14 protein-coding genes are annotated in these 13,870 nt (G+C 59.4%); 6 read left to right on the top strand and 8 right to left on the bottom strand.

What is annotated here, in order from left to right; translation table 11 throughout:
* Positions 1–32: 32 nt before the first annotated feature.
* The gene (locus RYA97_RS25595; RefSeq protein ID WP_316893325.1) at positions 33–1,064 is read right to left on the bottom strand and encodes an Ldh family oxidoreductase; all 1,032 of its coding nucleotides are present in this window, start codon (positions 1,062–1,064) and stop codon (positions 33–35) included.
* A gap of 255 nt (positions 1,065–1,319) precedes the next feature.
* On the opposite strand from RYA97_RS25595, the gene RYA97_RS25590 reads away from it, so the two are divergent.
* Entirely contained in the window at positions 1,320–2,348 is a 1,029-nt protein-coding gene (locus RYA97_RS25590; RefSeq protein ID WP_005779809.1) for a FecR family protein, read from the top strand.
* A 228-nt stretch (positions 2,349–2,576) separates the two neighbouring features.
* Complete coding sequence (locus RYA97_RS25585) at positions 2,577–2,969, top strand: hypothetical protein (RefSeq protein ID WP_005779811.1); 393 nt, start codon at positions 2,577–2,579, stop codon at positions 2,967–2,969.
* 33 nt (positions 2,970–3,002) lie between these two features.
* On the opposite strand, the gene RYA97_RS25580 is transcribed toward RYA97_RS25585, so the two are convergent.
* Positions 3,003–3,191 (bottom strand): hypothetical protein, encoded by a 189-nt coding sequence (locus RYA97_RS25580; RefSeq protein WP_005779813.1) that lies wholly within the window; start codon positions 3,189–3,191, stop codon positions 3,003–3,005.
* A gap of 243 nt (positions 3,192–3,434) precedes the next feature.
* Here RYA97_RS25580 and RYA97_RS25575 point away from each other — a divergent pair, with 243 nt between their 5' ends.
* A complete protein-coding gene (locus RYA97_RS25575) occupies positions 3,435–5,243 on the top strand; it encodes a monovalent cation:proton antiporter-2 (CPA2) family protein (protein ID WP_005746783.1) in 1,809 nt (602 codons plus the stop codon).
* A 42-nt stretch (positions 5,244–5,285) separates the two neighbouring features.
* Here RYA97_RS25575 and RYA97_RS25570 read toward each other — a convergent pair whose 3' ends face one another.
* The 3 genes from RYA97_RS25570 to moaB all read right to left on the bottom strand — a co-directional run bounded on the left by RYA97_RS25570 (position 5,286) and on the right by moaB (position 8,057).
* A complete protein-coding gene (locus tag RYA97_RS25570) occupies positions 5,286–6,212 on the bottom strand; it encodes a glycosyltransferase (RefSeq protein WP_002553133.1) in 927 nt (308 codons plus the stop codon).
* 87 nt (positions 6,213–6,299) lie between these two features.
* A complete protein-coding gene (glp, locus tag RYA97_RS25565) occupies positions 6,300–7,511 on the bottom strand; it encodes a gephyrin-like molybdotransferase Glp (RefSeq protein ID WP_057404370.1) in 1,212 nt (403 codons plus the stop codon).
* A gap of 6 nt (positions 7,512–7,517) precedes the next feature.
* Positions 7,518–8,057 (bottom strand): molybdenum cofactor biosynthesis protein B, encoded by a 540-nt coding sequence (gene moaB, locus RYA97_RS25560; protein ID WP_316893322.1) that lies wholly within the window; start codon positions 8,055–8,057, stop codon positions 7,518–7,520.
* A gap of 75 nt (positions 8,058–8,132) precedes the next feature.
* Between moaB and mobA the strand changes: the two genes are divergently transcribed.
* Both mobA and RYA97_RS25550 read left to right on the top strand, forming a co-directional pair.
* Positions 8,133–8,738, top strand: a complete 606-nt coding sequence (mobA, locus tag RYA97_RS25555) for a molybdenum cofactor guanylyltransferase MobA (RefSeq protein ID WP_002553130.1) — start codon at positions 8,133–8,135, stop codon at positions 8,736–8,738.
* A 97-nt stretch (positions 8,739–8,835) separates the two neighbouring features.
* Positions 8,836–9,060, top strand: a complete 225-nt coding sequence (locus RYA97_RS25550; protein WP_002553129.1) for a YgdI/YgdR family lipoprotein — start codon at positions 8,836–8,838, stop codon at positions 9,058–9,060.
* Positions 9,061–9,136: 76 nt separating this feature from the next.
* On the opposite strand, the gene RYA97_RS25545 is transcribed toward RYA97_RS25550, so the two are convergent.
* Positions 9,137–10,027, bottom strand: a complete 891-nt coding sequence (locus tag RYA97_RS25545) for a pseudouridine synthase (protein ID WP_039847516.1) — start codon at positions 10,025–10,027, stop codon at positions 9,137–9,139.
* 184 nt (positions 10,028–10,211) lie between these two features.
* Here RYA97_RS25545 and RYA97_RS25540 point away from each other — a divergent pair, with 184 nt between their 5' ends.
* The gene (locus RYA97_RS25540) at positions 10,212–11,066 is read left to right on the top strand and encodes a shikimate dehydrogenase (protein WP_005746786.1); all 855 of its coding nucleotides are present in this window, start codon (positions 10,212–10,214) and stop codon (positions 11,064–11,066) included.
* Between the two features lie 3 nt (positions 11,067–11,069).
* On the opposite strand, the gene RYA97_RS25535 is transcribed toward RYA97_RS25540, so the two are convergent.
* Together RYA97_RS25535 and quiC are read right to left on the bottom strand one after the other, a co-directional pair.
* On the bottom strand, positions 11,070–11,741 hold the full coding sequence (locus RYA97_RS25535) for a TetR/AcrR family transcriptional regulator (RefSeq protein WP_004642739.1): 672 nt from the start codon (positions 11,739–11,741) through the stop codon (positions 11,070–11,072).
* A 107-nt stretch (positions 11,742–11,848) separates the two neighbouring features.
* Positions 11,849–13,756 (bottom strand): 3-dehydroshikimate dehydratase QuiC, encoded by a 1,908-nt coding sequence (quiC, locus tag RYA97_RS25530; protein ID WP_005779816.1) that lies wholly within the window; start codon positions 13,754–13,756, stop codon positions 11,849–11,851.
* Positions 13,757–13,870 lie beyond the last annotated feature (114 nt).

Genomic DNA, 13,870 nt, shown 5'->3' with positions numbered 1-13,870 from the left:
TGCGACGAATGGTCAGCGAATTTGTAAACGGCTCAACCGCCCGCCAGACCCTGCAAGCGCTCCAGATCAGCCTCAGCGATGTCGATACCGTGCGCCATCGACCGCGCACGCTCGCTGTAGCGTCGGTTCCCCGGCAGTCGCTCCTGCCCTGCCCCGTGGAGCTGCCTTACCAGTTCCTCGCTACGCAGTGCAAAATGCTGACCGCTGCCTTTGTCCGGATCGATGACGATCAGCAACTGACCTGTCCAGGGTGTCCGCGCGCCGGGATGCTTCGACCAGTCGAACTCGAAAGAGAAATTACCGCCTGTCAGCCCTGCCGCCAGCAGTTCGACCATCATCGACAATGCGGAACCCTTATGACCGCCAAAGGGCAATAGTGCCCCGCCATCGAGAATGGCGCGAGGATCTTCAGTAGGCCGGCCCTCGCGGTCCACGCCCATACCCGCTGGTAGCAATCGCCCTTCCCGCGCTGCGATCTGAACATCACCATGGGCAATGGCGCTGGTTGCCAGGTCGAAAACAACAGGCTCGCCCCCCGCACGCGGTGCAGCGAAGGCAATAGGGTTGGTGCCGAACAGGGGCTGACGCGCACCGTGTGGCACAACGCAGGTCATACTGTTGACCATGCTCAGGGCGACCAGCCCCTGTTCGGCGAAAGGTTCGACATCCGGCCACAGCGCGGCAAAGTGATGAGAATTGCGTATCGCCAGAACCGCAATCCCGGCACTGCGCACTTTGTCGATCAGCAATGAACTGGCCGCCGCCAGCGCAGGCTGGGCAAAGCCGTTGCCGGCGTCGACCCTGACAAATGCAGCACCGACATCCTCGATCAACGGCACTGCCTTGCCATCCACCCAGCCGCTGTTCAGCGATGAGATGTAGCCAGGCATGCGAAAGATGCCATGACTGTGCGAGCCGTCGCGCTGAGCGCTGGCGCAGTTCTCGGCAAGCACATCGGCAACCTCCGGGGAGGTGCCGTGTGCAAGGAAGATCCGCCGCAACAGATCTGTCAGTTGCTGATATGAAACGGTCCGGACCGGCTGATCGTTAGGGATGGCGGACATCTGAGACTCCTGTTCATGTCATGGCAAGGTACCGGGAACAACCACACGAAATAACAGCACCGAGAGTAGCGCTGCAGGCCCTGCAAAAAAACTCCCTGCGCACTGCACGTACTCGATTGTCGCGGAAAGGTTTCAATGAGAGCTGCTTGCATTCACAAGGAATTACGCTGTGCGTTGACGGGTAATATCCTGCAAATGTTCTCTCTCCCTGACATCCAAGGGTAGAATGCGCCGACGGTATAGGCCGGAGCGCCCATGAGCGACCCTCTTTTCAGCAAGGCAGAACACGACGCGATCACCGATGCCGCTGCGCATTGGTGCATGCGCCTGCACGCCGAAGACTGCACCGCCGCAGAACGAAAAGCGTTCGAGCAATGGCTGAAAGCCCATCCTTTGCATGCGGTGGAGTATGAGGCGATGCGGGAAGTCTGGGACATTACCGGACAAATCGAACCGCTCAATCCGGCCCCGGCACTCCCGATTCAGGCTACACAGAACAACCAGCCCGTACTTCGTCGCAAGCGCCGCCTGGCACCACTCGCGGCTGCCGCGGCGGTCATTGCTCTGGCTGTGCCGGTCACCGGCTATGTGGGCTGGAATCAAGGCTGGCTGCCTGACGCCTATGAGTCCTACAACGCCGATACCGCGACGCGTCTTGTGGTACTGGCAGATGGCAGCCGTGCCGAACTGAACCTCGGCACCGAGCTGACCTACGCCAACTACAAGGATCGACGCAGCGTCACGCTGAAAAAGGGTGAGGCGTTCTTTGAGGTCAGCCACGACAACACACACCCTTTTGTAGTCGATGCCGGCAAGGGCAGCATCAAGGTCACGGGCACACGCTTCAATGTGTGGATGTATCAGGACCAGGTACGTGTAACGCTGGTCGAGGGCTCGGTTCAGGTCAGCAGTGATCGCGCACATCCGTCGTCAAGCCATCATCTTGACCCTGGCATGCAGGCCAGCTACAAGGCAGGCGACGACGCGCCCCTGATCAGCCAGACCGACACAAAGGATTCGAGCCTGGCGTGGCGTAATGGCAAGCTGATCTTCAATGATCTGCCTCTCAGCCAGGCCTTGCCACTGATCAATCGCTACCTGCAAACGCCTATTCTGCTGGCCGATACCGCAACCGGTGCCATGCGCCTTGGCGGCAGTTTCAACACGCGCGACCTGTCCAGCCTGCTGGCCTCTCTGCCCAAGGTGCTGCCGGTTTACGTCACGCAGAACCAGAACGGCAACCCGGTGCTCAACCGCCGGATACCCGACGCTCCGAAAGGCTGAGCGCTCTCGCGCACCTGACTGACGCAGAGCGATTTTGTATCCGCCGATAGCCGGATCAACCGTCCCCTCGCGACTGCCCGATCTTCATCTACCCTGAAACGCACAGCGCTGCGGCCACCCCATGCGTGTTGGCGTTTTTATTTTTTTCCATTGATAACTGAGGTTTTGCTGCGCTCGTTCGTCTTAGTAACTGAGATTGTTTTAAAAAGCCTGAAAAGGAGTTTGTGGATGTTCAATCGCCAAGGAATCACGACTCGCAACCTGCTGCGCCAAACAGCACTGGCTGCGCAGGCACAGTCGCCCGCTCTGGAGACAGAGCGGCCCGGAAACGAGCACATCCGACTGCTCCTGAAAAGCTTTGGTCTGCGTACCAGCCTGGTCAGGCTCAAGGTGCTCGATGCGCTTCTGGTATCGAGCGAGGAAGGCCAGCCATTGGGAGTACGGGGCGTGCACAGCCAGCTGCTCAGGCTTGATGTACCGCTGTCGTTTCTAAGTGTGCGCGAAGTGCTCAAGCGCCTGTGCGATGAAGGCGTGATTCACCTCAATGACGACAAGACCTACAGCCTGCACCCTCGTGCCCGACAATGGCTGGGTGATGCGAGCAAGGATGGTGCCCAGTAAAACGGGCCTCGTCATCCTTGCCACTTGCCGCGCTTACCGCTTGACCTTGCGGCGCATGATCCCGTTAAGAATCACGACCAGTACGGCCACGCTGATTGCGATGTACTGAAAGGTTTTTTCGGTGATGACACCGCTGTTTTGCAGGTGCGACAAGCCCAGCATGATCGCCAGAACGCCGAGGGCGATCAGAATCGAGTAAATCAAACGCTGCTTGTTGGTCATAACGGTTTCCTGAATGCTCGTGAGCGGGCAGTTGGCACTGCCTGTTTGCGCGCATAGCTTACGCCGATGCGCGACGAATGGCATCGTCAGCCTGCCCTGCTCCCCTCCTTCGCATCCTTCACGCGCCCTCTATCAACCGCGTTGATTATTGTCATGCCGCGATGAACGTTGCCGTGTAAAACTCCCATGCTTTAATACCGCCCTGCTCAAACAGTGTGTTCAATTATTACCAAGGAGTTTTACATGCCCCATGAAGGCAGCCTGTTGCAGGCCGCAGTAGTGTTTCTACTCGCCGCCGTGCTGACAGTACCGCTGGCCAAGCGCCTGAAGCTGGGCGCGGTGATCGGCTATTTGTTCGCGGGAGTGATCATCGGCCCTTCGGTGCTGGCCTTGATAGGCGACACGGAGAGCGTCAGCCACATTTCAGAGCTGGGCGTGGTCTTGTTGCTGTTCATCATTGGTCTTGAGCTGTCGCCAAAGCGTTTATGGGTCATGCGCAAATCGGTGTTCGGCGTAGGCATGGCGCAGGTGTTGCTGACGGGCCTGGTCATTGGCGGGATCGCGTTGTTTGCCTTCGGCCAGTCGCTGAACACTGCGGTCATTCTGGGTCTTGGCCTGGCGCTGTCATCCACAGCCTTCGGCCTGCAGAGTCTGGCCGAGCGCAAGCAGTTGAATAGCCCGCATGGCCGGATGGCGTTCGCTATCCTGCTGTTTCAGGACATTGCAGCAATTCCCTTGATTGCCATGGTGCCATTCCTGGCCGGGGCCGATCACGCAATGGACACCGGCGAAAGCATCAACCACGGCCTGCGCGTGCTGGGCAGCATTGCCATTGTGGTGATCGGCGGCCGCTATTTGCTGCGTCCGGTATTTCGCATCGTTGCCAAGACCAAAATCCAGGAAGTCTCGACCGCCACTGCCTTGCTGGTAGTGATTGGTACGGCGTGGCTGATGGAACTGGTGGGCGTGTCCATGGCGCTGGGCGCATTTCTCGCCGGTCTGCTATTGGCAGACTCCGAATACCGTCACGAACTGGAAGCACAGATCGAACCGTTCAAAGGGTTGTTGCTGGGGCTGTTCTTCATCAGTGTCGGCATGGGTGCCAACGTCGGCTTGCTGCTCAGCTCGCCCCTCGCGGTGCTGGGCCTGACGCTGCTGTTGATCGGAATCAAGCTGCCGATGCTGTTCCTGATCGGTCGTACCGCTGGCGGTCTCAATAACCGCAGCGCGCTGCAATTGGGCCTGGTGTTGGCAGCCGGTGGCGAATTTGCCTTCGTGGTGTTCAAGATCGGCAGCGCTCAAGGGCTGTTCGAGGCCGGGCTGTACGACATGCTGGTGCTGACCATCACCTTGTCGATGGCGATCACGCCGTTGCTGTTCATTGCCCTGGCGCGCTGGATCAAACCCAGGATCAAGCCTGTCGAGGTGCCGGACGAGTACCGCGATATCCAGACCGACAAACCACGCGTGGTCATCGCTGGCATGGGCCGTATGGGGCAAATCGTAGCGCGGATTCTGCGGGCGCAGAAAATCCCTTTCATCGCTCTGGATACCGCTGTGGAATCGATCGAGTTTTCGCGCAGCTTCGGCAATGTGCCGGTGTTTTATGGCGACCCGCTGCGCCCGGAAATACTGCGTGCAGCCAAGGTTGATGAAGCGGAATACTTCGTCATTGCGACGGATGATCCGGATACCAACATCAAGACCGCCGAGTTGATCCGCAAGCTGTATCCACACATGAAGATCATTGCCCGTGCACGTAACCGCCAGCACGTCCACCGGTTGATGGACATTGGCGCTCATGCCGTGCGTGAGACGTTCTATTCAAGCCTGGAGATGAGCCGTCAGACCCTGATGGGGCTGGGCCTGACCGAGGCACAGGCCGATGCGCGCATCAGCCGCTTCAAGCGCCACGACGAACAGGTGCTGGCCGCACAACATGAAGTGTATGACGACGACGCCAAAGTTCTGCAGACCGCCCGTGAAGCCAGGGCCGACCTCGCGCAACTGTTCGAGGCCGACCGTCTGGACGAAGAAGCCGCGAAAAGCTGATGTGCCAGACGCCGGGCGCTCAGCGTCCGGCGCAGGGTTCGGTCAGGCGTAAGGACTGTCCCAATAGCGCTTGTACATCCCGAGTTTTTTCTTTACGCCACGGGGCAGGCGCTTCTCCTGCTTGCTCAGCTTGTAGGCCAGCAGCTTCAGCGCATTACGTACGAACGACATGGGCCACCAGAGAATTCGCCGGGGGCCGAGGAATTTAAGCTCGGACTTGACGTAACGCATGCCCTCGCCGCCGATGCCGCCAAAGGTTTCGTAGATCCACGCTTCACGGGACTGGAACACACCGATATCAAAGTAACGGCAAAACTCCTCACGCAGGCTGTAGTTATGCGAATGACGGCATACAGCCGAACCTTCATAGGCTGCTTTCCAGCCATCGATCAGCATTTTGGCGGTGACGTACATGTCTTCGGAAAGAATCACATGCCGGGGAAAGCCGCCAATCGCCCGCAACGCTTCACCGCGATAGGCCGCGAACGAGTTGGACATGAATGGCGTCTTGATGCCCAGCGTGCGTGCATCGGCCAGAGTCTTGATCTGCGACGTCGGAGGGTAATTGAACAACCGTGCATGCTGGGCCAGCAGGTTGGCGTTCTTGTGCGGCAATTGACGCCCGCAGACCGCGCCGACCTTGGGGTCGGCGAAAGGCAGCAGAATGTTGGCAATGGCATTGATATCTTCAACGTAGGCGTCTTGGGTCAGATAGACATAGACGTCGTAGTCGGGATGCAAATCGACCATCATCTGCCGGGTGCCACCGTGGTTGAAGTCCTTGCTGTCGATGCGCAATACGTTGGCACAACGGGCTTGCGCCAGCTCCAGCGTGCCATCTGAAGAACTGGAGTCGACGATCAGTGTATCGAAGCTCGCAGTCTGCGTAGCCAGCGAGTCCAGTAGACGTTCCAGATCCTTGCGTCCGTTGTAGGTCGGGATCACACAAGCCACTCTCAATGGCGCCATAACAATACTCCAGGGCGAAGTCCGGTTGCCCAACTTGTCAGCGATGTTGAGAGTAGCTCATGCGTGCCCGCCCAACCATTAATCCACTCAGCCCAGCACTTCACTCAACGGGATGAAGTTGACCCAGTCCCCTTCGGCCACGGTTGAGCCTTCACGCACTTCAATCAGGCCGTCAGCCCAGGCAGCGCTGCGCAATACACCCGAGCTCTGGTTGCGATAGGCCACGGCCCTGCCCTGTTCCAGACGCCCGCGCAGGTATTCGCGACGATTGCCCGGGCGCGTCCAGACGAACCCTGCGGGCACCGGAAACTGCAACGGCGCCACGTCAATCACACCTTGGCGACGCAGCAGGTAAGCGCGCGCCAGCAAAGCGAAGGTAACCAGTGTGGAGGCGGGATTGCCAGGCAGGCCAATCACCGGTACGCCACGAAAATGCCCGAAAGTCAGCGGTTTTCCGGGCTTGATGGCCAGCTTCCAGAGCGTCAGTTCGCCTTCCTCACGCAATGCGTGACCAAGGAAATCCGCTTCGCCTACCGAGACGCCGCCCGTGGAGAGGATCAGGTCGACATCGTGCAGATTCGCCAGCGCAGCACGAGTCTTCGCCAGATCGTCCGGCAGGATGCCTGCATCCACGACCTCGCATTCGAGTCGCTTCAGCCAACTGCACAGCAACACCCGGTTGCTGTTGTAGATCTGCCCCGGCCCTAATGGCTGACCTGGTTCAATCAACTCGTCGCCGGTGGACAGCACCGCGACACGCACCCGTCGGATCACCTCAAGCTCGGCGAGGCCCAACGAAGCGGCCAGGCCCGATTCAATAGGACCAAGCCGCGTCCCGGCCGCCAGTACGGTGTCGCCGACGCGGGTTTCCTGCCCCTGTGGGCGAATGTTCTGCCCAACGCTCAGCGGCTCGCTGAAGCACACGCGCTGATCCGCCAGCACCTCGGCGTTTTCCTGCATCTCGACGCAATCGGCACCTTCAGGCATCGGCGCACCGGTGAAGATTCGTGCACAGGTGCCAGGTGCCAGCGGCTCGGGTGCCTGACCGGCAAAGATGCGCTGGCTGACCGTCAACGGCTCGCCGCTCCAGTCCGCTACGCGCAGGGCATAACCGTCCATGGCGCTGTTCGGCCAGGGCGGCAGATCCAGAGTGGAGATCAGATCTACCGCCAGCACACGGCCTTCGGCATCGGCCAGCGGAACACGCTGGCGATCAGTGATCGGCGTGGCCTCGGCCATCGCCAGCAGCCGTGCGATAGCCTCTTCGACAGGCAGCAAGGTTTTCGGCTCGTTGTTCATCAGCACTCAACCACGAGTCGCACAGGGCTCGGCCTGCTTGAGGTGCGGCACGAAGTTGCAGGGCCGGAAGCGCGAATCCAGTTGTTGGACGAGAATCCCGTCCCACGCCGTGCGTACCGCATTGGTGGAGCCCGGCAGGCAGCACACCAGGGTGCCATTGGACAGGCCCGCCAACGCACGGGACTGAATGGTCGAGGTGCCGATATCCGGCACCGAAATCTGCCGGAACAGTTCACCGAAACCATCGACCTGCTTGTCGAGCAAACACGCCACGGCTTCAGGCGTGCTGTCGCGACCGGTAAAGCCGGTGCCGCCGGTGATCAGCACGACCTGCACCTGATCGTCGGCAATCCAGGTCGCTACCTGAGCGCGGATCTTGTACAGGTCATCCTTGAGCAGCACGCGCTCGATCAGGCCATGACCGGCATCGGTCAGGCGGTCGACGAACATTTGGCCCGAGGTATCGGTTTCACGGGTGCGGGTATCGCTGACGGTCAGCACGGCGATATTCAGGGGTACGAAAGGTGTGTCAGCCTTGGCTTTCATGGCCTCATCCAGTTGTTAAGGAAACAGGCCGGTGTTATATCACAGCACTCCTTTTGACTGCCCGCCGAGTGTTTGATGAATGTCCCTGCCGCACTGCCTCCCTGCTCTATTCTGCTGCTGGCCGGAGGTCGTGGGCAGCGCATGGGCGGGCGTGACAAGGGCCTGATCGAGTGGCAGGGCAAGGCGCTGATCGAGCACCTGCACCGGCTGACCCGGCCGCTGACCGACGACCTGATCATTTCCTGCAACCGCAACATCGAGCGCTATGCGCAGTACGCCGATCAACTGGTGCAGGACGACGATGCCGATTTCAACGGTCCTCTGGCCGGAATTCGCGCCGCCCTGCCACTCGCCCGGCATCAGTGGTTGCTGGTTCTGCCCTGCGACGTACCTTTGGTCGATGAACCGTTGCTGCAAGCGTTACGCGAAAAGGCTGTTGAATGCCCGGAGCGACCAATAATGGTGCGTGAAGGCCAGCACTGGCAGCCGCTTTTATGTATGATCCCCATCGCTCACGCCGCAACGCTGGAAGCCGCATGGCAGGCCGGCGAACGCAGCCCGAGACGGGCCCTGGAACCGCTGCAACCAGTCGCCCTGCAACTGGAAGCTGGCGATCCACGCCTGGCCAACCTGAATACTCCCTGTCTGTTGACCGGGATCAGCGAAAACTGTGGCAAGTGACTGGCTATTGAACTTGCTGACGGTGTATACGGAACTTTGCCGACGGTGTATCCGTCTGAGAGTTCAGTAAATCAAGAATCCATCTGGAGACACAGTAATGAAACAACGGACCCTTCCCGCTGCCTTCCTGCTTGCATTGAGCATTGCCTCCCTCGCCGGCTGCGCATCGCCCACTGTGATCACCTTGAACGATGGTCGTGAAATCCAGGCTGTCGATACGCCAAAGTACGATGAAGAATCGGGCTTCTACGAGTTCAAGCAACTCGACGGCAAGCAGACCCGCATCAACAAGGATCAGGTACGTACCGTCAAGGATCTGTGATCCGGGCGTCGTGTGACTGATTTGAAAAAACCCGCCGAGTGCGGGTTTTTTTTGGCCGTCAGCCCGGCTTTACCGCTTACCAGTCGAGTTCAAGCAGGCTCTCGAACTGACGCTGTTTACCGTTGAGCGGGTCGATGAAGCGCAAGCCCTTGGCCAGCAGCTTCAGAGGGTTTTGATAATCGTCGACAGGGTTCTTTACCACGTCCGGGTAGAACGGGTCGTTGCAGATACCCGCGCCCAGTGCCGCCATGTGCACGCGTAGTTGATGTTTCTTGCCGGTCACCGGATAAAGCCCGTACCGCCACAATTGATCCTGCCGTTCGAGCACCTCGATCTGCGTCCGGGTATTGCTCGCCCCTGCTCCTTCCTGCATGCGAAAGAATGGTTCGCCTTCGACCAGACGGCTTTCGTGCAAACGTGGAAACTCCAGCCCCGGCAACGCTGGCGCAATGGCTTCGTAGAACTTGTCGATCTGCCGGGTGGGAAACAGCGCCTGATAAGCCGAGCGCGTCTGCCGGTTGGCGGAAAACAGCACCAGCCCGGCGGTGTGCCGGTCGATGCGATGCAGCGGTACCAGATCGGGGTTGCCCAGGCGATGGATCAGGCGGCGCAGCAACGTCTGCTCGACGTACTCCCCTGCGGGTGTCACGGGCAAAAAGTGCGGTTTGTCCGCCACCACCAGATGCTCGTCGGCGTACAGAATCGTCTCAAGCACCGGGATCGGCGTTTCGTTGGGCACCTCACGGAAATAGTGAATGCGCAGGCCCTCGCGGTACGCAAGGTCAGGCGCGATGGCCTTGCCGTTTTCGTCCAGCACCCGTCCGCGGGCAATACGGTCCAGCCATTGTTTGCGGCTGATGGCGGTGAATTTCGCGCACAGGCAATCGAGCACTGTGGCCCACGCGCCTGGCGGCAGGTACAACGTGCTGGCTTGTTGCTGTGCGGCGCTAAAAACGGAATCGGGCATGTGCGGCGTGAACTCTGGCTGATCTGAAGCGGCTGGCAGTGGATTATCACTGATTAGGGCGATCACCGCACAATATCGCTGCATGGCAATCGCCTGCCGCCTGCGGCACTATTAACCATCTGGTACATTCCGCTCAACACCTGCTCTGGACCGGGCAGTAGCACAAAAACAAGAGACTTATTCTATGACCCATGCTGGAAAAAAATCCGTTCTTGCCGGCCTGATCGGCTCGGGCATTCAGGCCTCGCGAACGCCCGCCATGCACGAGCACGAAGGCGACGCCCAGGGCCTGCGCTACTTGTATCGGCTGATCGATATCGACGCCCTGCAACTGGATATCAGCGCCCTGCCCCAGCTTATCGAAAGCGCACAAAACTGTGGCTTCACCGGCCTGAACATCACCTTTCCGTGCAAGCAGGCGGTTATCCCCTTACTGGACGAACTGTCCGCCGAAGCCCGCGGTATCGGCGCAGTGAATACCGTGGTGTTCAAGGACGGCAAGCGCATCGGTCACAACACTGACTGCCTGGGTTTTGCCGAAGGCTTCCAGCGCGGCCTGGACAAGGCTCCACGTCAGCAGGTGGTGCAAATGGGCGCAGGTGGCGCAGGCGCTGCCGTGGCTCATGCGTTATTGAGCGCTGGCGTCGAATGCCTGACAGTATTCGAAGTCGAGCCGCAACGCGCGCAAGGGCTGGTGGACAACCTCAACGAGCATTTCGGTGCCGGACGGGCAAAGGTGGGTATCGATTTGCCTGCCGCTATGGCCGAAGCCGACGGCCTGGTCAATACCACGCCGGTCGGCATGGCCAAACTGCCGGGCACGCCGTTGCCGGTCGAGTTGCTGCGCCCTGAGCTGTGGGTTGCGGAAATCATCTACTTCCCGCTGGAAACCGAACTGCTCAAGCATGCCCGTGCGCTGGGCTGCCGCACGCTGGATGGCAGCACCATGGCGGTGTTTCAGGCAGTCAAGGCATTTGAGTTATTCAGTGGCCAGTCAGCCGATGCAGAACGGATGATGGCGCACTTCCATACGCTGTAAACCTCAGCGCTTGAGATAACGCAGCACAGCGTCGCAAATCATCGCCTTGTGACGCTGTTTGACCTCCTCGCTCCACAGCTCGATCTGGAAAATTTCGCTGAAGGTATGGCGGTTGGAGATCCGGTAGAAGCAGAACGAACTGATCATCAGGTGCAGGTCCACCGGATGAACACCATCGCGGAACAAGCCACTGGCCTCGCCGCGTCGCAGGATGCCATCGAGCGCCCTGATGATATTCTGGCTTTTGGCCTGGATCGAATCGGACTGTTTGACGTTCTCGCCGTAATGAATGTTTTCGATGCACACGATACGCACGAAATCGACGTTGCTGTCATGGTGATCGAAGGTGAATTCAACCACGCGATGAATCGCCTCGACAGGCTCCAGCTCACTCAGGTTCAACTCGCTCTCGGTGTTGCGAATCGCACCGTAGAGTTTTTCCAGCACTTCGACATACAGCTGCTCCTTGCTGCCGAAGTAGTAATAGATCATCCGTTTCGAGGTTTTAGTTCGCTCGGCGATGGCATCGACGCGCGCGCCTGTAAGACCGTGGGCAACGAATTCGGCGACAGCAGCCTGAAGAATATCTTCGCGAGTTTTTTCCGGGTTGTTCTTGCGGCCCTTGGGCGCAGTGGCGGCAGGTTCAACGGCAACGGCGGAGTCGATTTTTTTCATTGTTGGCTCATGACCACGGGTAATGCGCGAAGTATGAAGCTGACCGCAGGCAGAGGGAAGCTGCGAGGGATTCGACCCCCCGCAGCAGCTCTACTGTCGGCCTCGCTTTACAGCCGCGCCTGACGCGCTGCCACATTGCGCGCCTTGGCCATCGCCGCCAGACGCACCGGCACGTTGGCCGCGCCATAGCCCACGTAGCCATTCTTGCGTTGCAGGATCTCGAAGAAGAAGCGCCCGTCGAAGGCATCTGTGTAGACGTGGAACAGCTCGCCGCCCTGCGCATCGCGGTCATAAAGCACGTTGTAATACGCCAGTTCGCTGAGAAACTCTTCATCGAAATCGAAGCGGGCTGCCAGGTCGTCGTAGTAATTGAGCGGGATGTCCAGCAACGGCACCCCCGCTTCCTTGGCGCGGCTGACCTCGGCAAAGATGTCTTCACAGGAGAACGCAATGTGATGCACCCCAGAGCCGCGATAACTCGACAGCGCGTGGGAAATGGCCGTGTTGCGATTCTCGGAAATGTTCAGCGGCAGGCGCACGGTACTGCAACGACTGCGCAGGGCACGACTTTTCACCAGACCGTAGGGGTCGGGCAGCACCACCTCGTCATCGGCCTCGAAATCCAGAATGCTTTTGTAGAACAGTACCCAGCTGTCCAGGCTGTCGGCGGGCAGCGCCATGGCCATGTGGTCGATACGCTGCAAACCACCCTTGGCAACCGCTTGCGGGTCGACGACAAAATCGCTGTCGTAAATCGATTCTCCGGGCGCAGCGCTATCAACCAGATAGATCAGGCTACCGTCGGGCGCGCGGACTGAAGGAATCTCCCGCTCATTGGGGCCGACCAGCCCGCGATACGGCTGGCCTTTGAAGGCCCGCGCACGCTCCAGCGACTGATGGCCGTCATCGACGCGCAAGGCAGTGGCGCACAACGACGGCCCGTGGGCCTCGAAAAAGCTATGGGCAAAAGAATAGGGTTCGGCATTGAGCACGATCTTGATATCCCCCTGCCCCAACAGACTGACCGCCTTGGAGCGATGCTGACCCAGCTTGGCAAAGCCCAGCCGTTGCAGCCAGCCCGAGAGGCGCGCGCCGTGGCTCTCATCGACCGCAAATTCCAGAAACTCGACGCCGTTGTAAGTGCTGGCAGCGGGCGGGTTGAAAAGTATTTCAGGAACAGCGGCTGGCTCGTCACGCGCCATCAACTGGCGGGTTTTTTCTTCCAGATAAAGCAGCGAACGCAAGCCGTCCGCCGCGTTGGCGCGAGTCGGGGCGGCACGGAAACCGTCGTTGAACACTTCCAGCGACAATGGGCCGGTGTAGCCGCTGCGCAGAATCGGCGCGAGGAAACCGGCAAGATCAAACTCGCCCTGACCGGGGAAGCAGCGGAAATGGCGGCTCCACTCCAGCACATCCATGGCCAGAATCGGCGCGTCGGCCATTTGCACAAAGAAAATCTTGTCACCCGGGATTTGCGCAATCGCGCTTGGGTCGCCCTTGAGTGACAAGGTATGGAAGCTGTCGAGCAACACACCCAGAGCAGGATGATCAACCTGACGCACCAGGTTCCAGACCTGTTGCCAGGTGTTCACATGCTTGCCCCAGGCCAGCGCCTCATAACCGACACGCAGGTTACGGGCTCCGGCACGCTCGGCCAGCAGGCTCAGGTCATCCAGCAGAATACTTTCGTCGCCCACCGAATCGGCAGACGCATTGCTGCAGACCAGCACCAGATCGGTGCCCAGTTCCTGCATCAGATCGAATTTGCGTTCGGCACGGTCGACATTGCGCTGCAGACGATCACGGCGGCAGCCTTCAAAATCCCGGAACGGCTGGAACAGGGTGATGGCGATCCCAAGATCGGCACATATCTGCCTGACGTTGCGTGGGCTACCGTCGTAATACAACAAGTCGTTTTCGAAAATTTCGACGCCGTCAAAGCCGGCTGCGGCGATGGCTTCGAGCTTTTCGGGCAGAGTACCGCTCAAGGATACGGTAGCAATTGAACGCTGCATGCTTTTCAGCTCCTGGATGAACGCGACCTGTTTCAGTCGCGACTGGACAGCACCGCATTCCTGGCCTTTCCCGGCCTTATTCAGAGGTGCGAGTAAAGTATTTGCCTGTCAAAA

The organism is Pseudomonas syringae group sp. 26L6 (assembly GCF_032587815.1).
Lineage (GTDB): Bacteria > Pseudomonadota > Gammaproteobacteria > Pseudomonadales > Pseudomonadaceae > Aquipseudomonas > Aquipseudomonas amygdali.
The sequence above is the reverse complement of the archived record's forward strand: the minus strand, read 5'-3'. Positions and strand labels throughout refer to the sequence as shown.